Raw genomic sequence first — 20,040 nt, 5'->3', positions numbered from 1 at the left:
CGGTTGCTATGCGAGGTGCGCGGCCCGGCCTGTCTGCGCTAGCGGTTGGGCAGAAACGCCTGGAAGATCCGATCTTCCAGGCGTTTCTCGGATGGCCTGTGCCAGGATCTGGCCTCAGACGCTACGGGACAACCTCGATGCGCACGCGCGTGCCGTCTGGATACGCGCTACACTGGTGGCTCATACACGAGCCTGCGCCACGGTTGTCGCTTGGGTTGATGGGGCGAACACTTGCTCCGCTACCTCCTTCGCGGAACATCGCTGGCGGATACTCATCCCGATCCTTACCGGGCACCGTCGGATGGCCCTTCAGCGACTCGGAGCGGTTGGCTTTCGCGCCGCCTCGGTCGATGGTCAGCTCTGAGGGATGCCCTGCGGCCTGCGCATCTTCGATGTGCTTGGCCGTCTCAGGATACCGGCTGCGCGGGATCTGGACCACCGGACAGGTGTTGTGGACCAATGCCTGCTCTTCGCCCACATAGTAGGTGTGCGCCTGATCGACCGTCAGGTTGTACATTGGCTGCGGGTCGTGCGCAAACTCGACCGCCTGCACCGTGCCTGGTGTTCCATCCGCTGTGCGGACGTGGGCGCCGACCTGGAGATGACCGGCTGGGACCCAGCCATGCTCCTCCGTATAGAATGGATGCTCCGGCGTGGTTTCAAGCTGCTCGCCGTCGATCGTGAGCCGCTCGACAACCGGATCGTGATGCGACCAGACCGCTGTCACGGTGTAGCTACCTGTGCTGTCCAAGACCTCGTTGTAGGCCAGCACTCGATCGCCCACCTTGATGTCGCGGATTGGCTTCGCTCCATCCTCCGTACTGACAGGTGTATCGCCGCTGAAACTACAGCCTTTACCCGCAGCGCGGAGCGCATCGTAGGCGTCGTCGGCGTGGGAAGCGGCGCGTCCCGCCGCTCCAAGACCGGTAGCAAACGGAATGAGCGCACCGGCCACGTCCAGGCCCAGAGCCATCAGGTTTTCACCTAAGTTCTTGCGTCCGCCGGTGAACACCTTATACAGGTCGTAGGCGATAAACCCAATGTCCGCCAGCGTATCGAGGAACAACCCGCGCGGGTCGGTGAAGTTGGTCGGGCTGTTGCCGACATAGGCGTACAGGTTGACGTCGCCGCCGGCAAAGCCCATCGGATCTTCGCTGATAAAGCGTTGGAAGGTCGGGCTATAGTAGCGCGCGCGGTAGTAGTACAGCCCGGTGCCGTCATTCTCGCGGCCTGTGTACTGGCTCGCGTTGGCATTCGGCGCGCCGCTGGCGGTGGTATTGCCGAACGGATCGTACGTGTACTCGGTCTGCACCGCGCCGGAGCCGTCGACCAGCGCCAGGGTTGATCCCAGCCGATCGGTCAGGAGCGTCTCGGTGCTGCTGCTGGTGCGGGTGAACGTCTGGTCGATACCCAGACCCGTCAGCAGGTTGCTCGTCGGCGTGCCGTTCGCCAGCTCCTGCACGATGTTGCGCCCATCATGCATGAACCCGGTGGCGGCGCTATTCACCGTCTTGCCGATACGTCGTCCTGTGCCGTCGTACTGGAAGCTGGCGCTCAGGCCCGTACCATTGTGCCCGACAAGCTGGTTGCGAGCATTCCACGTGTAGGTATTGGTTCCGTCGTTGGTCAGGTTGCCGTTCGCGTCGTAGGTCAGCGACCTGCTGCCCCACTGGGTAAGCCGGTTGGCGGCATCGTAGGTCGCGGACGTCACAGGCTGCGGCATCCCTGTGCGGGCATAGCTCCCACCAAGGCTGGATACTTTGCCGGTGGCATCGTAGCCGTAGGTGAGATCGCCGATGGTCGTGGTGCCAAGCTTATAGCCGATACCCGTCATCTGGCTGGCATCGTCGTAGTTGTAGGCCATGCTGATGCCAGTCGGCAGGTTCATGCTCGTCAGGCGGCTGGCATCGTCGTAGGCCATCGCAACCGCCGCCGAGCCCTGGGTGATGCGCGTCAGCCGGTTGGCATCGTCATAGGTGTAGTTGACGACTGGCTGCCCGGCGACCTGCATACTGACCTGACGCCCGGCGGCGTCGTAGGCGTAGTTGATCGCGCCCTGCGCCGATGCCTCGCTGACGAGGCGGTTCAGATCGTCATAGCCGAAGTTGATCTCGCCCGCTTGCGAGTCGGTGATCTTGGCGACGAGATTGACCGCGGTGTATGCGTAGCTCAGCGTGCTCTGGTACTGGTTGCCGTTGCCGGTCTTGCCAAAGCCTGCGAACGTGTTGCGATTCAGCGCATCGTACTGGAAGACGCTGACCTGTCCTTTCCGATCCGTCACCTGCGTGACGTTCCCGCCGGCATCGTACAGGTATTGCTCCGCGCGACCCAGCGGATCGGTGCGGGATGCCAGTCGGTCCATGTTGTTGTAGGTATAGCTGGTCGTGTTGCCGCGTGCGTCCTGAATGGTGATCAGGTTGCCGTTCTGGTCGTAGCCCAACTGGCTGACACCGCCCGTGGGATCGACGAGGCGCACCGGCAGACTCAAGGCATTGTAGTCGTAGCGCCGCATCACACCGCGCGCGTTCGTCTGCGAGACGAGCCGCCCGATGCTATCGGTGAACCGACCTGTGCTGCGTCCGAGCGGATCGATGGCTGAGGCCAGATCACCGCCCTCGTAGGTGAAGCGTATCGTCTGGTTGAGCGGATTCGTCACCGCCACAACCTGTCCGGCTCCGTTGTAGGTCAGCGTCGCGCGTCGACCGAGCGGATCGGTGATCGCCGCGAGGTTGCCCCTGGTATCGTAGGTGAAGGTGCTGGCGTGGCCCAGCGGATCGGTGATGCTGGCGACCCGATTGAAGCGCGAGTCGTAGGTCAGGCGCGTTGTCACCGCGTTAGCGGTATCGGCCAGCCTGGTGACGCTGGTCATATTGCCCATCGCGTCATAGGTGTAGGCCGTCTTGCGACCCGCCTGATCGATCATGCTCAGCAGCAGATTCGTTCCGGCCTCGCGCTCGTAGGTGATCGTCTGCTGCTGCGGCGTGCCCACGGCGTAGGTGTCGGTCAGGGTATGGCCGCTGGCGTTGAACGTCACGCGGCGCACGTTGCCGCGCGGATCGGTCACATCGGTCCGCGTGACCTTGCCATTCGTATCCAGCGTGTAGGCGAACAGGTAGGTCGAGGCGTCGGCCTGCGTCTGCTTGCGCACGCGGCCATTGGTATCGTACTCGTTGGTCAGGAAGGTAATGCCGCGCGCATCCTTGATCGTCAGCATGCGGTGCGACGCATCGTAGGTGTACTCGGTAACGCCGCCCGCCGGATCGGTCACTTTCCACAGCCGCCCGCTGGCGTCGTAGGTATAGTTCACCGTCCGTCCGACGTTGTCCTTAGCCTGTGTGATGCGGTTGCTGGTGTCGTAGGTGAAGGTGATCCAGCGACCGTTGGACGACGTGACCTGCGTGATGTTGCCGGTGCTGCCGCCGCTGCGTGAGATCGTGATGCGGTTGCCGTGCCGGTCGCGGATCGACTGGAGCGGCGAGTACTGCGGGAAGGTATAGACCGTGCCGTCCTTGAGGATCAGGTCCCAGCCGGAGTTGCCGTTCCAGCGCACGATCGACTTGTGATACTTGCTCGTCGAGCCGACATGCTCGAAGACCGCATCGGTCCAGCCGGTGCCTGGCGAGATGCGCAGGTAGTGCACGCGACCACCGTCGGGCAGGATCAGATCCAGCTCGCGGTACTGCTGCGCCGACCACATGTAACTCTGGTACGGGTGGGTGGTGCCGATGCCGAACGGACGCACGACCGTATCGCCTGGCCGGTAGGTGCGGTTGAGCACCAGCGGCATTACATCGGGCACGATCAGGTCGGTCTTATCGAGCACGAACATGCCCGTGCTGAGGTCGACCGGATCGCCGTCGTCGTCGTCGTTGCCGGGCGTCGGGCCGTCGCCGGGAGGATTACCGCCCGTGCCGATCATCGCGCCGGTGAACTCGTAGATGCCTACGCCGGGATCGGGCTCGATCTGCTTGCCGCCAGGCATGACCTTGCCCTGGCCGTAGACGAACCAGCCCTTCTCCTCCGGGTCGTAGTGGAAGAAGCTGATCTGCTTGCCCTCCGGCTCGTTGTCGTAGTTGGGGTAGATAATGCGAGCGAAGGGTTTGACATACGTGCCGCCGGGCTGGATCGTAAAGTAGATCGGGACGTACACGTTCTGCGGCAGCGGGAACGGCGTGCGATCGACCGGGATTGGCGTGATACCAAGCTCGATCTCGGTGACAGGCTGGTCGTCATCGTCGGTAATCACCGTGCCCTTGGGAATGCGCACCTCAAGGCCGGGGATGTACGGCGTCGTCAGCACGATCTCTTCGGTCGTCGGCGACGTGACCTTGACCGTGTGCGCGGTGTCGAGCTTGGGCAGCCAGATCGTGTAGGGCAGGATATTGGTCTGGCCCGCGACGATATCGACGCCGACCTCAAAGATGCCATACCTGCGGCCCGGCTTGCTGGCGGTCGCGCCGTCGATCACCAGCTCGTGGTGGCCCGGCTCCACATCTTCGAGCAAGAAGCGTCCGGTCTTGTCGGTAGTGACGGAGCGGTCCTCGATCTCTAGTGTGACATCGCTCAGCGGACGGCCTCTCAGATCGAGCACCTGTCCGGTCAGCGCGGTCACACCGGGAGTGGCCTGCAAGGGCGGCAGATCCTGGGCGGCAGAGCGCGGGCGTCCGGTCTGCCAGTTGCGCATATTCCTGGGATCGGGAGCCCAGAACTCGTCGTCACCGCCCTGGCCTACGATCGCCAGCTCCTTCTCGCTGAGCGGTCGCTCAGCGACAGCGCTCGTTCCGCCCGCAGGTGCGCCCAAGGCCAGCGTACCGTGCGCACCGATCGCCGCGATCTCTGCGGTGACAGGCTGCGCGGCTGCCGTTTTGAGCGACTGTGCGCTGGCAGTGTAGAGTGACAGGCTAAGCGTCATACCGCCGGTGTAGGTGCTCGACGGATCGACCACGACGGTGTACGTGCCTGCTACCGGCAGCGTCGGCGTGAGGCTGCCGCCGCTGGTGCCCACCGAGGTGCCCGTCAGGCTGCTGTTGTCGGGCCTGAGGATCGAGACGTAGCTGCTGGGGATCGTCACGCCGCTGAGCGTCAGGCGGATGCGCTCGTTGGCGCTGCCGGTGAAGGTCAGGCGGGCGTTCTGCCCCGGCACGCTGGGAGTCACCGTCACCGACGGGCCGCCCGTGGTGAGCGAGCCGGTAATATCGGCGGGCACATCGTTGAGTCTCAGCGCTGTGGTGAGCGTATCGGTGCCGCGCGGGTTGATCGTGATGCCGTACGTGCCGCTGGTTGGGAGCGTGAGCACGTCGACGTACGAGCCGGTGCCGACGCCGCCCCAGCCCCAGAGGCCATTGCCATCCGGCTTGGTGATCAGCAGATCATAGCCCTTGCTGGCGCTGATGACTTGTAGCGAAATCCGCTGGCCCTGCGTGCCGGTAAACGTGAGCTTGGCGTTCTGGCCGATGGCGGTCGTCGTCACCGTGGCGTCAGCGCCGCCCGGCGTAATCGTGCCGCTGAGATCGGCGGGCACGTCGTAGAGCGTCAGGTTGGTCGTCAGCGTATCGGTGCCGCGCGGGTTGATCGTGATGCCGTACGTGCCGCTGGTCGGCAGTGTGAGCGTGTCGATGTAGGAGTTGGTGCCGACACCGCCCCAGCCCCAGAGGCCGTTGCCGTCCGGCTTGGTGATCAGCAGGTCGTAGCCCTTGCTGGCCGAGTTGACCAGCAGCGCGATGCGCTGGCCCTGCGTGCCGGTAAACGTGAGCTTGGCGTTCTGGCCGACTGCCGTGGTTGTCACCGTCTCCGGGCTGCCTCCTGCGACGATCGTGCCGGTGGCATCGGCGGGCACGTCATAGAGCTTGATGGATGTGGTGAGCGTGTCGGTGCCGCGTGGGTTGATGTTGATGCTATAGGTGCCGGTGGCGGGCAACGTAGTCGTGTCGATGTAGGAGTTCGTACCGACGCCGCCCCAACCCCAGAGGCCGGTGCCGTCGGGCTTGGTGATCAGCAGATCGTAGCCCTTGCTGGCGCTGGTCACGAGCAGCGCGATGCGCTGGCCCTGCGTGCCGCTGAACGTGAGCTTGGCGTTCTGGCCGATCGCGGTCGTTGTGGTCGTGACCGGATCGCCGCCGACGATAATCGAGCCGCTGAGATCGGCAGGCACGTCGTAGAGCTTGATCGCCGTAGTCAGCGTGTCGGTACCGCGTGGGTTGATGTTGATGCTATAGGTGCCGGTGGCGGGCAGGGTGGTTGTGTCGATGTAGGAGTTGGTGCCGACGCCGCCCCAGCCCCAGAGCGTGGTACCGTCCGGCTTGGTGATCAGCAGATCATAGCCCTTGCTGGCGCTGGTCACGAGCAGCGCGATGCGCTGGCCCTGCGTGCCGTTGAAGGTCAGCTTGGCGTTCTGGCCGACCGCCGTAGTGGTGGTTGTGACCGGATCGCCGCCGACGATGATCGAGCCGCTGAGATCGGCAGGCACGTCGTAGAGCCTGATCGCTGTAGTCAGCGTGTCGGTGCCGCGCGGGTTAATGTTGATGCTGTAAGTGCCGGTGGCGGGCAGGGTGGTCGTGTCGATGTAGGAGTTCGTACCGACGCCGCCCCAGCCCCACAGGGTGGTACCGTCCGGCTTGGTGATCAGCAGATCGTAGCCCTTGCTGGCGCTGGTCACGAGCAGCGCGATGCGCTGGCCCTGTGTGCCCGTAAACGTGAGCTTGGCGTTCTGTCCCACTCCCGTGGTTGTCACCGTGGCGTCAGCGCCGCCGGGCGTGATCGTGGCGGTCACATCGGCGGGCACATCGTAGACGGTCAGCGAAGTCGTGAGCGTATCGGTGCCACGCGGGTTGATCTCGATGATGTAGCTGCCGCTCGTGGGCAGGCTGATCGTGTCGTAGTAGCAGCCTGTGCAGGTGCCCCACCAGCCGATTAGCTGCGTGCCGTCGGGCTTAAGGATGCGCAGATCGTAGTTGCGCGTGGTGGTGTTGACCAGCATCGCAATGCGCTGGCCCTGCGTACCGGTAAACGTCAGCTTGGCGTTCTGCCCAGGCACGGTGGTCGTGACGGAGGCCGCTGGACCGCCGGGCGTGATCGTGCCGGTCGCCTCGGTCGCGTCGTGGAGCGTGACCACCATGCGTCCGGTAGCGGTGCCCTGCGGATCGACCAGGATCGTGTAGGTGCCGGCTGTCGGCAAGGTCTGGACGTCGATGAAGCCGCCGCCCGTGCCGATCGAGGTTGCCCCAACCAGCGCGGTGCCGTCGGGCTTGAGCAGCGACACGTAGCTGCTGGAGATCGTCACGCTGCCCAGGCTGATGCTGATACGCTGGCCCACCGTTCCGCTGAATGTCAGCTTGGCATTCTGCCCCGCCACGGTGGTCGTCACCGTCACCGGGCTGCCGCCAGCGACGATCGGGCTGATGATGTCGGTCGGCACGTCGTAGAGCGTCAGGCTCATCCGTCCGGTGTAGGTCGAGTAGCCATCGACCAGGATCGTGTAGGTGCCGGTCGAGGGCAGCGTGCGCGCGTCAATCGAGCCGCCGCCCGTGCCGATATAGCTGGAGGAGACAAGCGTCGAGCCGTCGGGCTTGAGGATCGAGACGTAGCTACCTTGGAGCGTAACATTGGTCATGCTCAGGCTGACCTGCTGGCCCTGGGTGCCGCTGAAGGTCAGGCGCGCATTCTGCCCCGGCACATTGGTGGTCACAGTGACCGCCGGGCCGCCGGGCGTGATCGTGCCGGTCACATCGGCGGCGTCATGGAGCGTGACGGCCATTTGCCCAGTGTAGGTGCTCTGCGGATCGACCAGGATCGTGTAGGTGCCCGCCGTCGGCAAGGTCTGGGCGTCGATGAAGCCGCCGCCCGTGCCGACCGAAATATAGGTCAGCGTGGAGCCGTCGGGCTTGAGCAGCGACACGTAGCTGCTGGTGATCGTCACGCTGCCCAGGCTGACGCTTACGCGCTGGCCCACCGTACCGCTGAAGGTCAGGCGCGCATTCTGCCCCGGCACGGTCGTGGCAATATTGACCGCCGGGCCACCGGGCGTGATCGTGCCGGTCACATCGGGCTGGACATCGTAGAGCGTCAGATTGGTCGTCAGCGTCTCGGTGCCGCGCGGGTTGATGTTAATCGTGTACGTTCCGTTTGCCGGGAGCGTGAGCGTATCGATGTAGGAGTTGGTGCCGACGCCACCCCAGCCCCAGAGGCCATTGCCGTCGGGCTTGGTGATCAGCAGATCGTACGCCTTGGTCGTCGAGTTGACCAGCAGCGAGACACGCTGGCCCTGCGTGCCGGTAAAGGTCAGCTTGGCATTCTGCCCCACTGCCGTCGTCGTGACCGAGGCGGCTGGACCACCGGGCGTGATCGTGCCGGTCACATCGGCGGGCACATCATACAGCGTCAGATTGGTCGTCAGCGTCTCGGTGCCGCGCGGATTGATTGTGATGCTATAGGTGCCGCTGGCGGGCAGCGTAGTCGTGTCGATGTAGGAGTTGGTGCCGACGCCGCCCCAGCCCCAGAGGGTGGTGCCATCGGGCTTGGTGATCAGCAGATCATACGCTTTGGTGGCGCTCGTGACCAGCAGCGCGATGCGCTGGCCCTGCGTGCCCTCGAACGTCAGCTTGGCGTTCTGCCCGACCGACGTCGTCGTGACCGATGCCGCCGGACCGCCCGCCGTGATCGTGCCGGTCACGTCGGCGGGCACATCGTAGAGCTTGATCGCGGTGGTGAGCGTCTCGGTGCCACGCGGATTGATGGTAATCGTGTAGGTGCCGGTGGCAGGCAACGTGGTCGTGTCGATATAGGAGTTGGTGCCGACGCCGCCCCAGCCCCAGAGGGTGGTGCCATCGGGCTTGGTGATCAGCAGATCATACGCTTTGGTGGCGCTCGTGACCAGCAGCGCGATGCGCTGGCCCTGCGTGCCCTCGAACGTCAGCCGGGCGTTCTGGCCGATAGCGGTGGTCGTGGTTGTCACCGGATCGCCGCCGACGATGATCGAGCCGCTGAGATCGGCAGGCACATCGTAGAGCTTGATGGATGTGGTCAGCGTCTCGGTGCCGCGCGGGTTGATGTTGATGCTATACGTGCCGGTGGCGGGCAACGTGGTCGTGTCGATATAGGAGTTGGTGCCGACACCGCCCCAGCCCCACAGGTTGGTACCGTCCGGCTTGGTGATCAGCAGGTCGTAGGCTTTGGTGGCGCTGGTCACGAGCAGCGCGATGCGCTGGCCCTGCGTGCCCTCGAACGTCAGCCGGGCGTTCTGGCCGACCGCCGTAGTGGTGGTTGTGACCGGATCGCCGCCGACGATGATCGAGCCGCTGAGATCGGCGGGCACGTCGTAGAGCGTCAGCGCCGTTGTCACCAGCTCGCTGCCGCGCGGGTTGACGGTAATCGTGTAGGTGCCGGTGGCGGGCAACGTGGTCGTGTCGATATAGGAGTTGGTGCCGACGCCGCCCCAGCCCCACAGGGTGGTGCCATCGGGCTTGGTGATCAGCAGATCATACGCTTTGGTGGCGCTCGTGACCAGCAGCGCGATGCGCTGGCCCTGCGTGCCGTTGAAGGTCAGCTTGGCGAACTGCCCCGGCACGATGGTCGTCACCGAGACAGCCGCGCCGCCGGGCGTGATCGTGGCGGTGACGTCGGGCGCGTCGTAGAGCGTGAGCGTCATGCCGCCGGTATACGTGCCCTGCGGATCGACCAGGATCGTGTAGGTGCCCGCTGTCGGTAGCGTCTGGGCCTCGATCAGGCCGCCGCCCGTGCCGATCGAGGTCGCCCCAACCAGCGCGGTGCCGTCGGGCTTAAGGATCGAGACGTAGCTGCTGGGAATCGTCACGCTGCTCATGCCCAGGCTGACCTTCTGCCCGGCGCTGCCGTTGAACGTCAGCCGCGCGTTCTGGCCCGGTACGGTCGTGGCGATATTGAGCGCCGGGCCACCGGGCGTGATCTGGCTGATCACGTCGGCGGCATTGTAGAGGTTGAGCGTGATGTTGCCGGTGTAGGTGCTGCCCGGATCGACCAGGATCGTGTAGGTGCCCGTGGCGGGCAGCGTCCGGTTATCGAGCAGGCCGCCGTTGGTGCCGATCGAAACCGAGCCGAGCGTCGAGCCGTCGGGCGATAGGATCGAGACGGAGGTGGAAGGAATCGTCACGCCGGTCAGATTGAGGCTGACCTGCTGGCCCTGGCTGCCGTCGAACAGGATCATCGCGATCTTGTTGGCGGTGCCCAGCGTGATCGCCTTGCTCTCGCCGATCGCCATGCGTCCGGTGACATCGATGTCTGCGGCGGTAAAGCCCGACGGCGGTACAAAAAAGTCGCTGCTGCTGACGACCTTCCCGGCGGGTGTCGCGACCGAGAGGCGTCCTGAGGCGGCTTTGGTCGGGACCGTCGTCTCGATGCGCGTGCTGGTGACGGAGGTCAGATGCGCCAGCGTGCCGTTGAAGCCGACTTTATTGTTGGCAATCGCGGCCTCGAAGTTAGCTCCATCGATCGTCACCACTGTCCCAGGAGCGCCGACGGTCGGCGTGAAGGCGGTGATCTGCGGAGTGGCCGCCGCCGCCTGCACCGTAAAGGGCGTGCTGCTGGTGACGGTCGCGCCCTGGGTGGTGATCGACAGGGTGCCGCTGGTGGCGCTTGCGGGCACGCTGACGACGATCTGTGTGGCGCTCGCCGAGGTGACGGTCGCCGTCACGCCGTTGAACTTCACCACGTTATCGGCGGCGGTGGCGCTGAAGCCCGTGCCGTAGAGCGTGACGGTCGTGCCGACCGGCCCGGCATTCGGCGTGAACTCGATCAGGCCAAGCTGCGTAGCAGGCCGCCGGGCAATCGAGCTGATGTTGCCGACCTCATCATAGCTGTAGGTCGCGGCATCGCCCCCCGGATCGACGACGCCGGTCAGCCGTCCGGCCTCATCGTAGATGTATGAGATGTCGTCGGGCGATGAGGCGGCGCGAGCCGTGGGTTGGGAATAGGCCGATGGGCCAAGCGATGAGAGAAGCAGACCGAAGATCAGGAGCACGCGGAGCAAGGCGTGCGCGCGGCTAATCGCCTTCATGAGATCCTTCCTCTAGTACCAGGACAAAGTGGACACCGTCAGGCCAACACAAGGTCGGCGGCGACACGGGCAAAGACAGGCTCGTCATAGCGCGTCTTGCTCGACCATGGGGATGTTAAAGACAGCGAGCTACGATGCGAAAGGGCCGACACGTGGAATTCTCAGGCGGGCAGGCTACCACCTTGTGGTGAATGATGGTGATGTTTGGATCGCTGGGGCCTAGATATATTTAAATCTAGACAAAAGGACGGATCAAAGAGTACAGGAGAGGACCGCTGTATCCAATAGTACTAGAGTACTGGTTTGGGACACTACCAGGTAATAGTTTATTTGAAATTTACCTGAGGGCGGGCATGCGTCAAAACGCACGCGCAGGCGCTCAGCGCGTGCTGTAGCCCGGAGGCTGCTCCTGATGAGTGATCTGGGGTTGGGCTATCGTCTGGTCCTAAAGGGTGCATGGGTATAGGCGGCCAAGGATCGTTGAGATTCTGGCTGTGGGGTTTCAACGCGCACGTACCCGGCAGCAAAGAGCACCGCGCGAAGCGGCCATTGCTGCCGGGTGCTCTATCGCCCGCTGGCTATCTCGTTGTTTCGACTGAGCCGGTCTGTCCGCCTGGCTCTGGCTGCTGCCTGAGGCTAACCACGAACCAGATACAGGCGACCACCAGCGTACCTACCGCCGCCACCCGAAAGATGAGCGGTATCGGCAGCGCCGCCAGCGCCTGGCCGGCCAGAGCAGCCGCGAGTGGCGTCGAGAGCGAGATCAGCGTACCCATTGTAGCGAAGACTCGTCCCTGGTAGTTTTGGGGAACTGCCCGCTGCAGGCGTGATACCAGGGGGATCTGGATGAACGGCGTCATGAAGCCCAGCATTGCGGTTATGATCAGCGCGACCAGCAGCGTCTGCGCAAAGCTCAGGCCGATCAGCGCCAGCGTCATGCCCAGCAGCCCCAGCAGAATCGACCACGTGTAGGGCAGACGGTCGCCGATGATCCCGGCAGCCAGGTTGCCCACTAAAAGACCGACCGCGATCGAAGCCGCCAGGAAGCCAAAGCCCTCCACGCCCTGGCCCAGCACCGTATTCGAGAAAAACGGGAAGATCACGTTAACCGGGCTGAGCACGAGATTGATGAAAAAGGCAAGCGCCGTCAACATTAGCACCTGCGTCGTAAAGAAGATGAAACGCAGCCCGCCGATCATGTCGTGCCAGACCGCGCCTGCGCTCAGACGGCTGCTCCGCAGCAGCCCCGGCGGAAAATGGACCAGCCAGAGCGCCAGCGCCGCGATTAAGAACGATAGCCCATCGAGCAGCAGCGCAGCCGGAGTGCCGATCAGGGCGAGCATCACGCCAGCCAGGCTCGCGCCCACGATCATCGCCACCTGCTGCCCGCCCTGGATCGCGGAGTTCGCCCCGGGAAGCGCGCTGTCGGGAACCAGCGTCGGCAGCATCACGCGCAGCGCCGGGCCGTAGAAGATCGTCATCGCGCCCAGGACGACGACCAGAATGTAGAGCTGCCAGATTGCCAGCAAGCCGAGCACATACAGGCCATACACCAGCACCAGAATCATGCCGCGTACGAGATCGGCCATGATCAGTACCAGCCGCTTGCTCGTCCGATCGATGATCACCCCGGCGAGCGGCCCCAGCAGCTTAGGAATCCCTTCCAGCGCCAGGATCGCACCGGCGGCAACCGGGCTGCCGGTCAGCTCCAGCACCAGCCAGAGCAGACCGATTTCCAGAAAGGCATCGCCGAGATAGGACTGAATCAGCCCTGCCCACAGGATGCTGAAGTCCCGGTTCCATAGCTTCGATGGTTGCTCCACGGACATAAGATTGGCCTTCACGTAGCACGTCAATCATCGATAATCGGATACAGCGCCAGAGCTAAGGCATACTCTTGTGGAGCACGGCTATCTTCGGCCTCGGTAAACTCCCGCGCCAGCTCGCTGATCCGCTCGATGAACGATTGTATGTGTGCCTCGTCCAGCGTGCATTGGACGAGCTTGACGACAATTTTGGCATCCGGCGGCGCTTCCGCGAATGCGCGCGCTAAATGCATCTGGATCGAGTTAAGCACAATTTGCGCGCCTGCCGCCTGGGTCTGCTGCGGTGTGCCCTGATCCAGCGCGACAACAATATCCCTGGCCGCCGCCGTGTAGTACACCTCGCCGCGCCCCGCCTCCTGGACCTGCTGATGAATCAGGATCAGATCGCGCTGCATCAGCTTGTCGATCATATATTGCACCCGGGCGCGGTTCATATTCAGCCGCATCGCAAGCTGCCGCGTGGTGGTCGGGTTGCTCATCATCGCGCTGAGCACCTGGAAGCCGCCCTCTTGCAGGAGTTCGAGATCATCCTGTCCCAAAATGACCTTCTCGCGCTCAAGGCGCGCTTGCTGGTCGTCCATAGATTGCTCTTTCCGTTTGTCCCATCAGCTCGTGCAGAATCAGGCACTCTGTTGGGAAGCCAGCGTACGCGATTCCACATCAGAAAGGGGAATGCTTCGGGGATGCCCACCGCCGGGTGCCATGCCGGGGTACCATGTCCTAATGGCACCCGCATAGATCCCGGGCTGGCACTCGTCCTGGCACCCGCCCCAGCCTCGCGGCGCACTAGATCAGTTGTAGCAACTCTTCGTCTTGCGGCCCAAACCCGACCATCGCGATATTTTTGGGGATGAAAATCTCCTCTGCCAGCCGGACAATATCCTCGGCCTGAACCGTCTCGATCCGGCGCGTCTCAAGATCCACAAAGAAATCGTCGTTGCGCGTCGCGCGCCGACCGAGGAGCTGGAGGTGCTGCGGGCTATTTTCGAGCGTCATCAGCACTGCGCGTGTCCTGCTAGCTTTGACACGCGCCAGCTCTGCCTCGTTGACGCCGTCGGCTTTGATGCGCGCGATCTCCTGCTGAATGGCCGCGTGTGCTCTGGGCAGATCCTCTCGATTGCAGTTGACCCTGATCGCAAGATAGCCGCCCAGGGCATACGTTGTCGGGTAGGCGTGGACCAAGTAGGCCAGCTTTTGTTTTTCGCGCAGCTCGACGAAAAGCCGTGATTTTAAGTCGCCGCCTAAAATATCGGCCAGCAGATCCATCGCATATCGATCGCGCGAGTCGGATGGAACGCCGACATACCCGATCAGCAGATCGATGCGAGAGCTGTTGGTGGGCAGCGCGGCCAGCCGTGGCTCGGTGACGACGATCGGATCGCTGAAGTTGCGCGGCGAGCTTTCCCACGGCTCGAAATAGTGGTCGACCTGCTCCACAAATGAGTCGACGTCGATCGGGCCAAGCGCGACGAGGCTGGTACGCTCCGGCACATAGTGCAGGTGCAGCCGCTCCTCTAGCTCCTGCCGATCGAAGCGCAGAATATTCTCTTTCCGCCCGATCACAAAGAGGCCGAGCGAATGATCGCCCCACAGGGCATGATCCAGCAGCTCCTTCAGCACGGCGCTGGAAGAGAAATGCATCGCGTGCTCATGCAGAATGATCGGGCGCTCGTGCTCGATCGCCGCGTCGCTCACATGGCGTGAGCTGACGAGCAGACTCAGGGCATGGAGCACCTGCTCGATCTGCTTCGGCAAGCAGGTGAGCATAAAGCGGGTATACTCTTTACTCGTCGCCGCCTCGTAGCTCACGCCCGCTTCAAGCAGGCTATTGAGCAACTCTTGAAGGTGCTGAGGCAGGTAGTTTGGGTTGAAGACGACATGCTCGATGAAATGCGCCGCGCCGCTGGTCTGAAGATCCTCATCTTGTGTGCCGTGACTGATGAATACGCCCAGATTCACCGTTCGCTGGTGTGCTTGCTGTTTCAGCTTGATTTGAAGGCCACTGCTCAACACAGTATGGATGATGGTTTCTTTTGCCATGATTCTTGTCACCGCCGCTGTCGGGTGCCGGAAGAGATGCTCGCGCCGGTATGCCAGGCGCGTACAGGTAGCGTTACGGCATCAGTCGTCTCACGCCTGCGGACCAAACCTGGTGGCCGCGCTAATCCTTGACGATACTGATGCTGATCGCCTCGTAGGTCGGCAGCGTGTCGCCGGTCATGGCGTAGCCCTGGATCTCCGCCGCGTCGGACGCGGCCAGTTGCGCCTTGATCGCCTCGATCAGCTCGGCGTTCTTGATCACCAGCTCTCCCTGCTGGTTGAACGCGAGGTCATCGCGGCTGAGCCGAATCTGCTTGGGGGCGGGATTGTGCATCTTCTCCATCCTCATCCTCCTGAAATAAAGGTTACAGGAGCCGTGAACTGCTCCCACAACCTGCGAGGTTTAGAACTCGACGACGAGGCTAACCTTGACCGCCTCGGCTTCCGCCGAGGTCATCTCTGCGGGAGTGCCCTGCATCACCTGCTCAAGCGCCTCCTTGTCGATGATCAGTTCGCCCTTTTCGTTGACCTGGAAGTCGTTGCGGTCGAGCTTGAGTTCTTTCCGTCCATGTTTACCTGCGTCGGCCATGATCTTCCTCCCGTGAGCTGGTTGAACGCGCGGTCATCGCGGCCAACCTGAAACTGCCTGGGCAGGATTGTGCATCTGCTCGATGCGCATACGTCTGAAACAAAGGTTGTAGGAGCGCGGGTGGCTCCTACAACCTGCGAGATTTAGAACTCGATGACGATGCCAACCTTGACCGCCTCGGCTTCGGGCGAGGTCGACTCAGCCGGCGTGCCCTGCATGGCCTGATCAAGCGTGTGCTTGTCGATGACCAGTTCGCCCTTTTCGTTGACCTGGAAGTCGTTGCGGTCGAGCTTGAGTTCTTTCCTGCCCTTGCTGCCTGTGTCGGCCATGATCTTCCTCCCGTGTGTTATAGCTCATGCGTACAAGGTATTCGTCTCCGACAACATGGATCTCAAGCGGTGGACACCACCTCCTCTGCTACAGAGTCGGCTATAGGGATGACTATGTGATCTCCCGACGATTGCCCAAATGTCTGGAGCACCTGCTGGAAGCGCTCCAACACCTGTTTTTTCGGGGAGTAATCACCAAGCGGAATCGCCAGACTGAGGTAGGAGTGATCTTCTCTGAGCATCAAGCCCTGCTCCAAGAGTGGCTGAAACAGTTCCTCAACTGCCGTCGCGGAGGCTGTCTCACCAGTGTGCTCTTCGACGACTTGCCGAAGCTGGCTGATATTCCGCGCGGTATCACAGGCGATGTACAGGATACGCTGCATGCCGGTCAGCACGGTCAACGGCTTTTGGGCAATCGGGCGCAGATCCCAGATCATCAGGAAGGTTTCTTTATCGACCGAGAAAAGGTCGCTGTTGACGTACTCGTTACGCCAGACGACGATCTGCTCCGCGAGCGGCTTGGTATAGCTCAAGACCTCCTGCGGCTCGCGGTACTCGAAGGTGAAGTAGTAGGCGAGGTTGGCGACGACGCTGGGCGGGAAGGGATACATATAGCGGTAGGCCGGATAGGGCTGGACATTGATAAAGCCCAGCTCCTCCGCCTGATCGAAGTTGGGGCTGAAGCGATCCAGGCGGATCGTCGCGGCTGCGCTCGGCGGCCTGAGATGCGTCAGCAGCGGCGCTAGCTCGGCCATCCGTGCGTACGATTCGGGCGACTCGCGCGGAAAGCCCCAGAGCACGTTCCAGAAAGCTCTGATGCCAAGCTCTTTGCACCATTTGAGCAACTGGATGTTTTGCAGCGCTTTGACGCCCTTGTGCATCAGCTCAAGCACATCGCTGCTCAGGCTCTCGATGCCCGGCTGAATCAGGGTGATTCCGGCATCGCGCAGCAGGCGCACCTGCTCCTTGCGCAGATTGGCTTTGACCTCGTAGAACAGCTCAAGGTCGAGCTGTCGCGCGGCCAGCTCCGGCACGAAGTCCTTGAAATACTTGTAGTCCAGAATGTTATCGACGACCGAGATCGGATGATTTGGGTATTTCTCGGTCAGGAAGAGCAGCTCCTTCAAGGCGCGCTCCGCCGACTTGCTGCGGAAGGTCATGTTCGACCCATTGAGGCCGCAGAAGGTGCAGTGGTTTTTCTCGCCCCACCAGCAGCCGCGCGATGTCTCGAACATCAGCCGCGCGTCGCGGAATTCGCTCAGGTTATAGGCGGCAAACTGCTCGAAGAAGTCATCGTAATCAGGGATCGGCAGCAGGTCCATGTTGGTGACGGAGGCGGCGATCGGGTATTTGCCGTTGATGGCGATGAAATCGACGTTCCTGCGGGTGTACACGCCTCGGAGATCGTCCACTGAGCGGCCTGCTTTGACGCGCTGCACGATCTCTGGGAAGACGAAATCGCCCTCGCCCGAAACCACGGCGTCCAAAAATGCGAACTGGCGAACCGCCTCAGCGCCCATCACGCCTTCGCAGTTGGCCCCGCCGAACACGATAACGATCTCAGGATCTGCCGCTTTGATCCGCTTGGCGAGCGCCAGCGACGGAATCTGCTGCTCGAAGACGCTGGTGAAGCCAACGATGCGCGGACGACGCTTGAGCACGTCCTGCGCGCACTCATCAAGAAAGCTCTCGACCTGAGCGCGCACCCGAAGCACATCCTCGATAAAGCTATCGGGGAGCGGGTTCCATGCCTGCGCTTCGAGGTGGCCCGGCGCGCGGCGATGGAGCACATCCTCCATGTAGCCATCGAAGTCGAGCTGGTCTGCGCCAAAGAGCGCGCTGGAAAAGGTCCACTCGCCCACCAGATCGAACGAGGCCGCCTCGTTGGCGATGCGCTCGTAGGTCTGAGGGCTGATGCGCTGCGCAAAGCGCATGGTGAAGTACAGCACCTCGGCGGAAATGTTCAGCGGTCCGAGCGACGCCTTGAGCAGGCCAAGCGCAATCGAGGGCTGCATCAGCGGTCCAAAGGGCATGCTCACGAGCACAACGTCGCGCTGCTGGACTGACGATTCTTCGGCATGACTGGCAGCCGGAGATTGCTCGGTAATCATGGGCATTTCCTCCACCACGTTCTACCGCTTACAGAACGCTATGCGGTTGTATTCCAGGTGATCTCCGGCGGCACGGGCTGTGATGCGTGGACGGAGGCGCAAGAACATACAGCGTACCGCAGACGCCTTTAGGAAGTGCTATTTCCTTGCGAACAGCGGCGCACAGGCGATGATGTAATGCCTGGATGGAGGCGCACGGCGATATGCCGGACAGAAGCCGTTTGTGTAGAGCTTTCCAGTTATGAGCAGTGGCGCGCAGGCGGTGATCTGATGCCTGGATGGAGGCGCGCGGCAATATGCCGGACAGAAGCTATCTTTTGGGTGCTGCGTAGCGAGGTGGGTGGTGCGCAGGAGCGGAGCCGTGGGGTGTTGCGCGCACAGGTTTCGGTGGTGTGTAGATGATTTGTGAACTGAACTTCTTGTTCGGTTTTCCTCGGTGCCTACTACATTACCCTATATGCAGCCGATTGTCAACACCCTGTTTTATAAGAATTATAACCCGGTAAACGTTGTCGCAATCTCCTTTTTTGCCCACCGCAGCGCTGTCGCAACGTCAGCGCTGCTCATCGCCGTCCGGCTGCAGCCCAGGCGCTCGGTTGGCGGCCAGCGCGCGCAGAATAACCTTGATCTGCGAAAGGTTGAGGCCCGGATGCTTGCCAAGAATTCTGGCGACGATGCCGGTGATATGCGGCGCGGCAAAGCTATTGCCGGTCGCGGTGATCCGGCCTCCCTGCTGCCAGGCCACCTCGACATCGATGCCGGTCGCGCCGAACTCGACCGGCGGCCTCGGATTGCAGTAGAACAGGTACGGATCGTTCAGATCGTGGGCCGCGACCGAGATCACCGAGGCGTACATCGACGGGTAGCTCGGAATCGGCATGTTGTTGGCCGCCGTCACGAGGATCACATTGCGGAAGTAGGCCTGATCCGCCAGGTCATGCAGCAGCGCGAAAAAATCTTTTCGGGTTGTGCCCAGGCTCAGGTTGCAGACGTGCATGTCGTGCTCGATCGCCCAGCGCAGCCCGGCGGCAAAGATCGCGCCCCGACCGGAGAGGCCCGGCCCAAGCACGCGGATGCTGTAGAGATCGCAGGTGGGTGCGATAGCGCGAATGATCCCGGCGCAGGCGTTGCCGTGTCCAAAGACATCGGCGTGCGGCGCGGTATCGTAGATCAGACCGTCCGGCCCTTCGCTGATCGAGACGTAGCCGCCGATCCGCCCGCCGATCGCCGGATGGGCCGCGTCGATGCCGCTGTCGATGACGGCGACGCGCACGCCCTGGCCGGTGCTGCCGCCCCAGGCCCACTCGCGGGTGATGTTTTCTAGCGGCTCAAGCGGCGCGATCTGCGGAATCGCCCCCGGCGCGAACTGCTCGCTCCATGCGGGCTGCGACGCGCTCATCACGGCCCTCCGATCTGGCTCTCCGGCGCTGGCCGCGCCCGGAGATAGTCGGCAAAGCTCCGCAGGATCGTCTGGCACGTCTTCAGCTCGCTCTCGCCCTGCACCGTGATCTCCTGAACCAGGCGGGCTAGCTCAAGCGTTTGACGATAGCGCGGGTCGGCCTGCGCATCGGCGATGAATGCTTCCACGCGCTCGCGCATGCGTCCGCTCTGGTCGATGGCGGCGCTGCCCAGCCCAACCAGCGCCTCGCCGATCAGCACGGTCAAGTGCTGATCGGTCCATGATTGTTCGATCGCCACGGCGGCCTGGTTGGCAAAGATCCCCAGCAGATGCATATCGGCGGGGCTGAACGAGTCGGCTCCTTCCTTGTCGAGCAGCTCAAGCACGCCAATGATCTGGTCGTTGAAGAAGAGCGGAACGCACAGGATGCTCTGCGGCATGTAGCCGACGCTGCGCGCAATATCCGAGGCGTGGCGCGCATCGTTCTGCACGTCGGCGATGGCGATGGCCTGGCCGGTGAGCGCGACGAAGCCCGCGATCCCGTGGCCCAGCGGGACCCGAAAATGCTTGACCGTCTCGGCGCTCCCGCCAAGCGCCACCTCGAAGGTTAGCTCCTGGGTCGTCTCGTCCACCAGAAAGAGCGCCGCTGCCCGCGCCGAGATCACGCTGGCGGCGGTCTGGACGATCATCTCCAGCAGGCGGGAGTGCGTCATCGGCGCG

The 20,040-nt window shown here is 62.8% G+C and carries 10 protein-coding genes; all 10 read right to left on the bottom strand.

From position 1 onward, the window contains the following. Positions 1-121 precede the first annotated feature (121 nt). A complete protein-coding gene (locus VFZ66_21420; GenBank protein ID HEX6291760.1) occupies positions 122-11,026 on the bottom strand; it encodes an RHS repeat-associated core domain-containing protein in 10,905 nt (3,634 codons plus the stop codon). Between the two features lie 578 nt (positions 11,027-11,604). Then, on the bottom strand, positions 11,605-12,855 hold the full coding sequence (locus VFZ66_21415) for an MFS transporter (protein ID HEX6291759.1): 1,251 nt from the start codon (positions 12,853-12,855) through the stop codon (positions 11,605-11,607). A gap of 23 nt (positions 12,856-12,878) precedes the next feature. Next, positions 12,879-13,433, bottom strand: coding sequence for a hypothetical protein (locus VFZ66_21410; protein ID HEX6291758.1), 555 nt, complete (start codon positions 13,431-13,433; stop codon positions 12,879-12,881). Positions 13,434-13,638: 205 nt separating this feature from the next. After that, positions 13,639-14,892 (bottom strand): pitrilysin family protein, encoded by a 1,254-nt coding sequence (locus VFZ66_21405; protein HEX6291757.1) that lies wholly within the window; start codon positions 14,890-14,892, stop codon positions 13,639-13,641. 121 nt (positions 14,893-15,013) lie between these two features. Next, on the bottom strand, positions 15,014-15,235 hold the full coding sequence (locus VFZ66_21400; GenBank protein ID HEX6291756.1) for a hypothetical protein: 222 nt from the start codon (positions 15,233-15,235) through the stop codon (positions 15,014-15,016). Positions 15,236-15,295: 60 nt separating this feature from the next. Further along, entirely contained in the window at positions 15,296-15,481 is a 186-nt protein-coding gene (locus VFZ66_21395) for a hypothetical protein (GenBank protein HEX6291755.1), read from the bottom strand. Positions 15,482-15,624: 143 nt separating this feature from the next. Further along, on the bottom strand, positions 15,625-15,810 hold the full coding sequence (locus VFZ66_21390) for a hypothetical protein (GenBank protein ID HEX6291754.1): 186 nt from the start codon (positions 15,808-15,810) through the stop codon (positions 15,625-15,627). A gap of 62 nt (positions 15,811-15,872) precedes the next feature. Next, the gene (locus tag VFZ66_21385; protein ID HEX6291753.1) at positions 15,873-17,921 is read right to left on the bottom strand and encodes a RiPP maturation radical SAM C-methyltransferase; all 2,049 of its coding nucleotides are present in this window, start codon (positions 17,919-17,921) and stop codon (positions 15,873-15,875) included. Positions 17,922-18,474: 553 nt separating this feature from the next. After that, positions 18,475-19,320 carry a S8 family serine peptidase gene (locus VFZ66_21380; protein ID HEX6291752.1) on the bottom strand — a complete coding sequence of 282 codons (846 nt, stop codon included), beginning with the start codon at positions 19,318-19,320 and terminating at the stop codon, positions 18,475-18,477. Next, positions 19,320-20,040, bottom strand: a 721-nt coding sequence (locus VFZ66_21375; protein HEX6291751.1) for a GAF domain-containing protein, incomplete at its 5' end; no start/stop codon positions are given. The genes VFZ66_21375 and VFZ66_21380, both read right to left, overlap by 1 nt.

It is taken from the genome of Herpetosiphonaceae bacterium, from assembly GCA_036374795.1.
Lineage (GTDB): Bacteria > Chloroflexota > Chloroflexia > Chloroflexales > Kallotenuaceae > LB3-1.
The sequence above is the reverse complement of the archived record's forward strand: the minus strand, read 5'-3'. Positions and strand labels throughout refer to the sequence as shown.

Excerpts from the sequence above, each read along its gene's own strand:
- VFZ66_21420 (HEX6291760.1), bottom strand. The coding sequence starts at position 11,026 with ATGAAGGCGATTAGCCGCGCGCACGCCTTGCTCCGCGTGCTCCTGATC.
- VFZ66_21415 (HEX6291759.1), bottom strand. The coding sequence starts at position 12,855 with ATGTCCGTGGAGCAACCATCGAAGCTATGGAACCGGGACTTCAGCATC.
- VFZ66_21410 (HEX6291758.1), bottom strand. The coding sequence starts at position 13,433 with ATGGACGACCAGCAAGCGCGCCTTGAGCGCGAGAAGGTCATTTTGGGA.
- VFZ66_21405 (HEX6291757.1), bottom strand. The coding sequence starts at position 14,892 with ATGGCAAAAGAAACCATCATCCATACTGTGTTGAGCAGTGGCCTTCAA.
- VFZ66_21400 (HEX6291756.1), bottom strand. The coding sequence starts at position 15,235 with ATGGAGAAGATGCACAATCCCGCCCCCAAGCAGATTCGGCTCAGCCGC.
- VFZ66_21395 (HEX6291755.1), bottom strand. The coding sequence starts at position 15,481 with ATGGCCGACGCAGGTAAACATGGACGGAAAGAACTCAAGCTCGACCGC.
- VFZ66_21390 (HEX6291754.1), bottom strand. The coding sequence starts at position 15,810 with ATGGCCGACACAGGCAGCAAGGGCAGGAAAGAACTCAAGCTCGACCGC.
- VFZ66_21385 (HEX6291753.1), bottom strand. The coding sequence starts at position 17,921 with ATGATTACCGAGCAATCTCCGGCTGCCAGTCATGCCGAAGAATCGTCA.
- VFZ66_21380 (HEX6291752.1), bottom strand. The coding sequence starts at position 19,320 with ATGAGCGCGTCGCAGCCCGCATGGAGCGAGCAGTTCGCGCCGGGGGCG.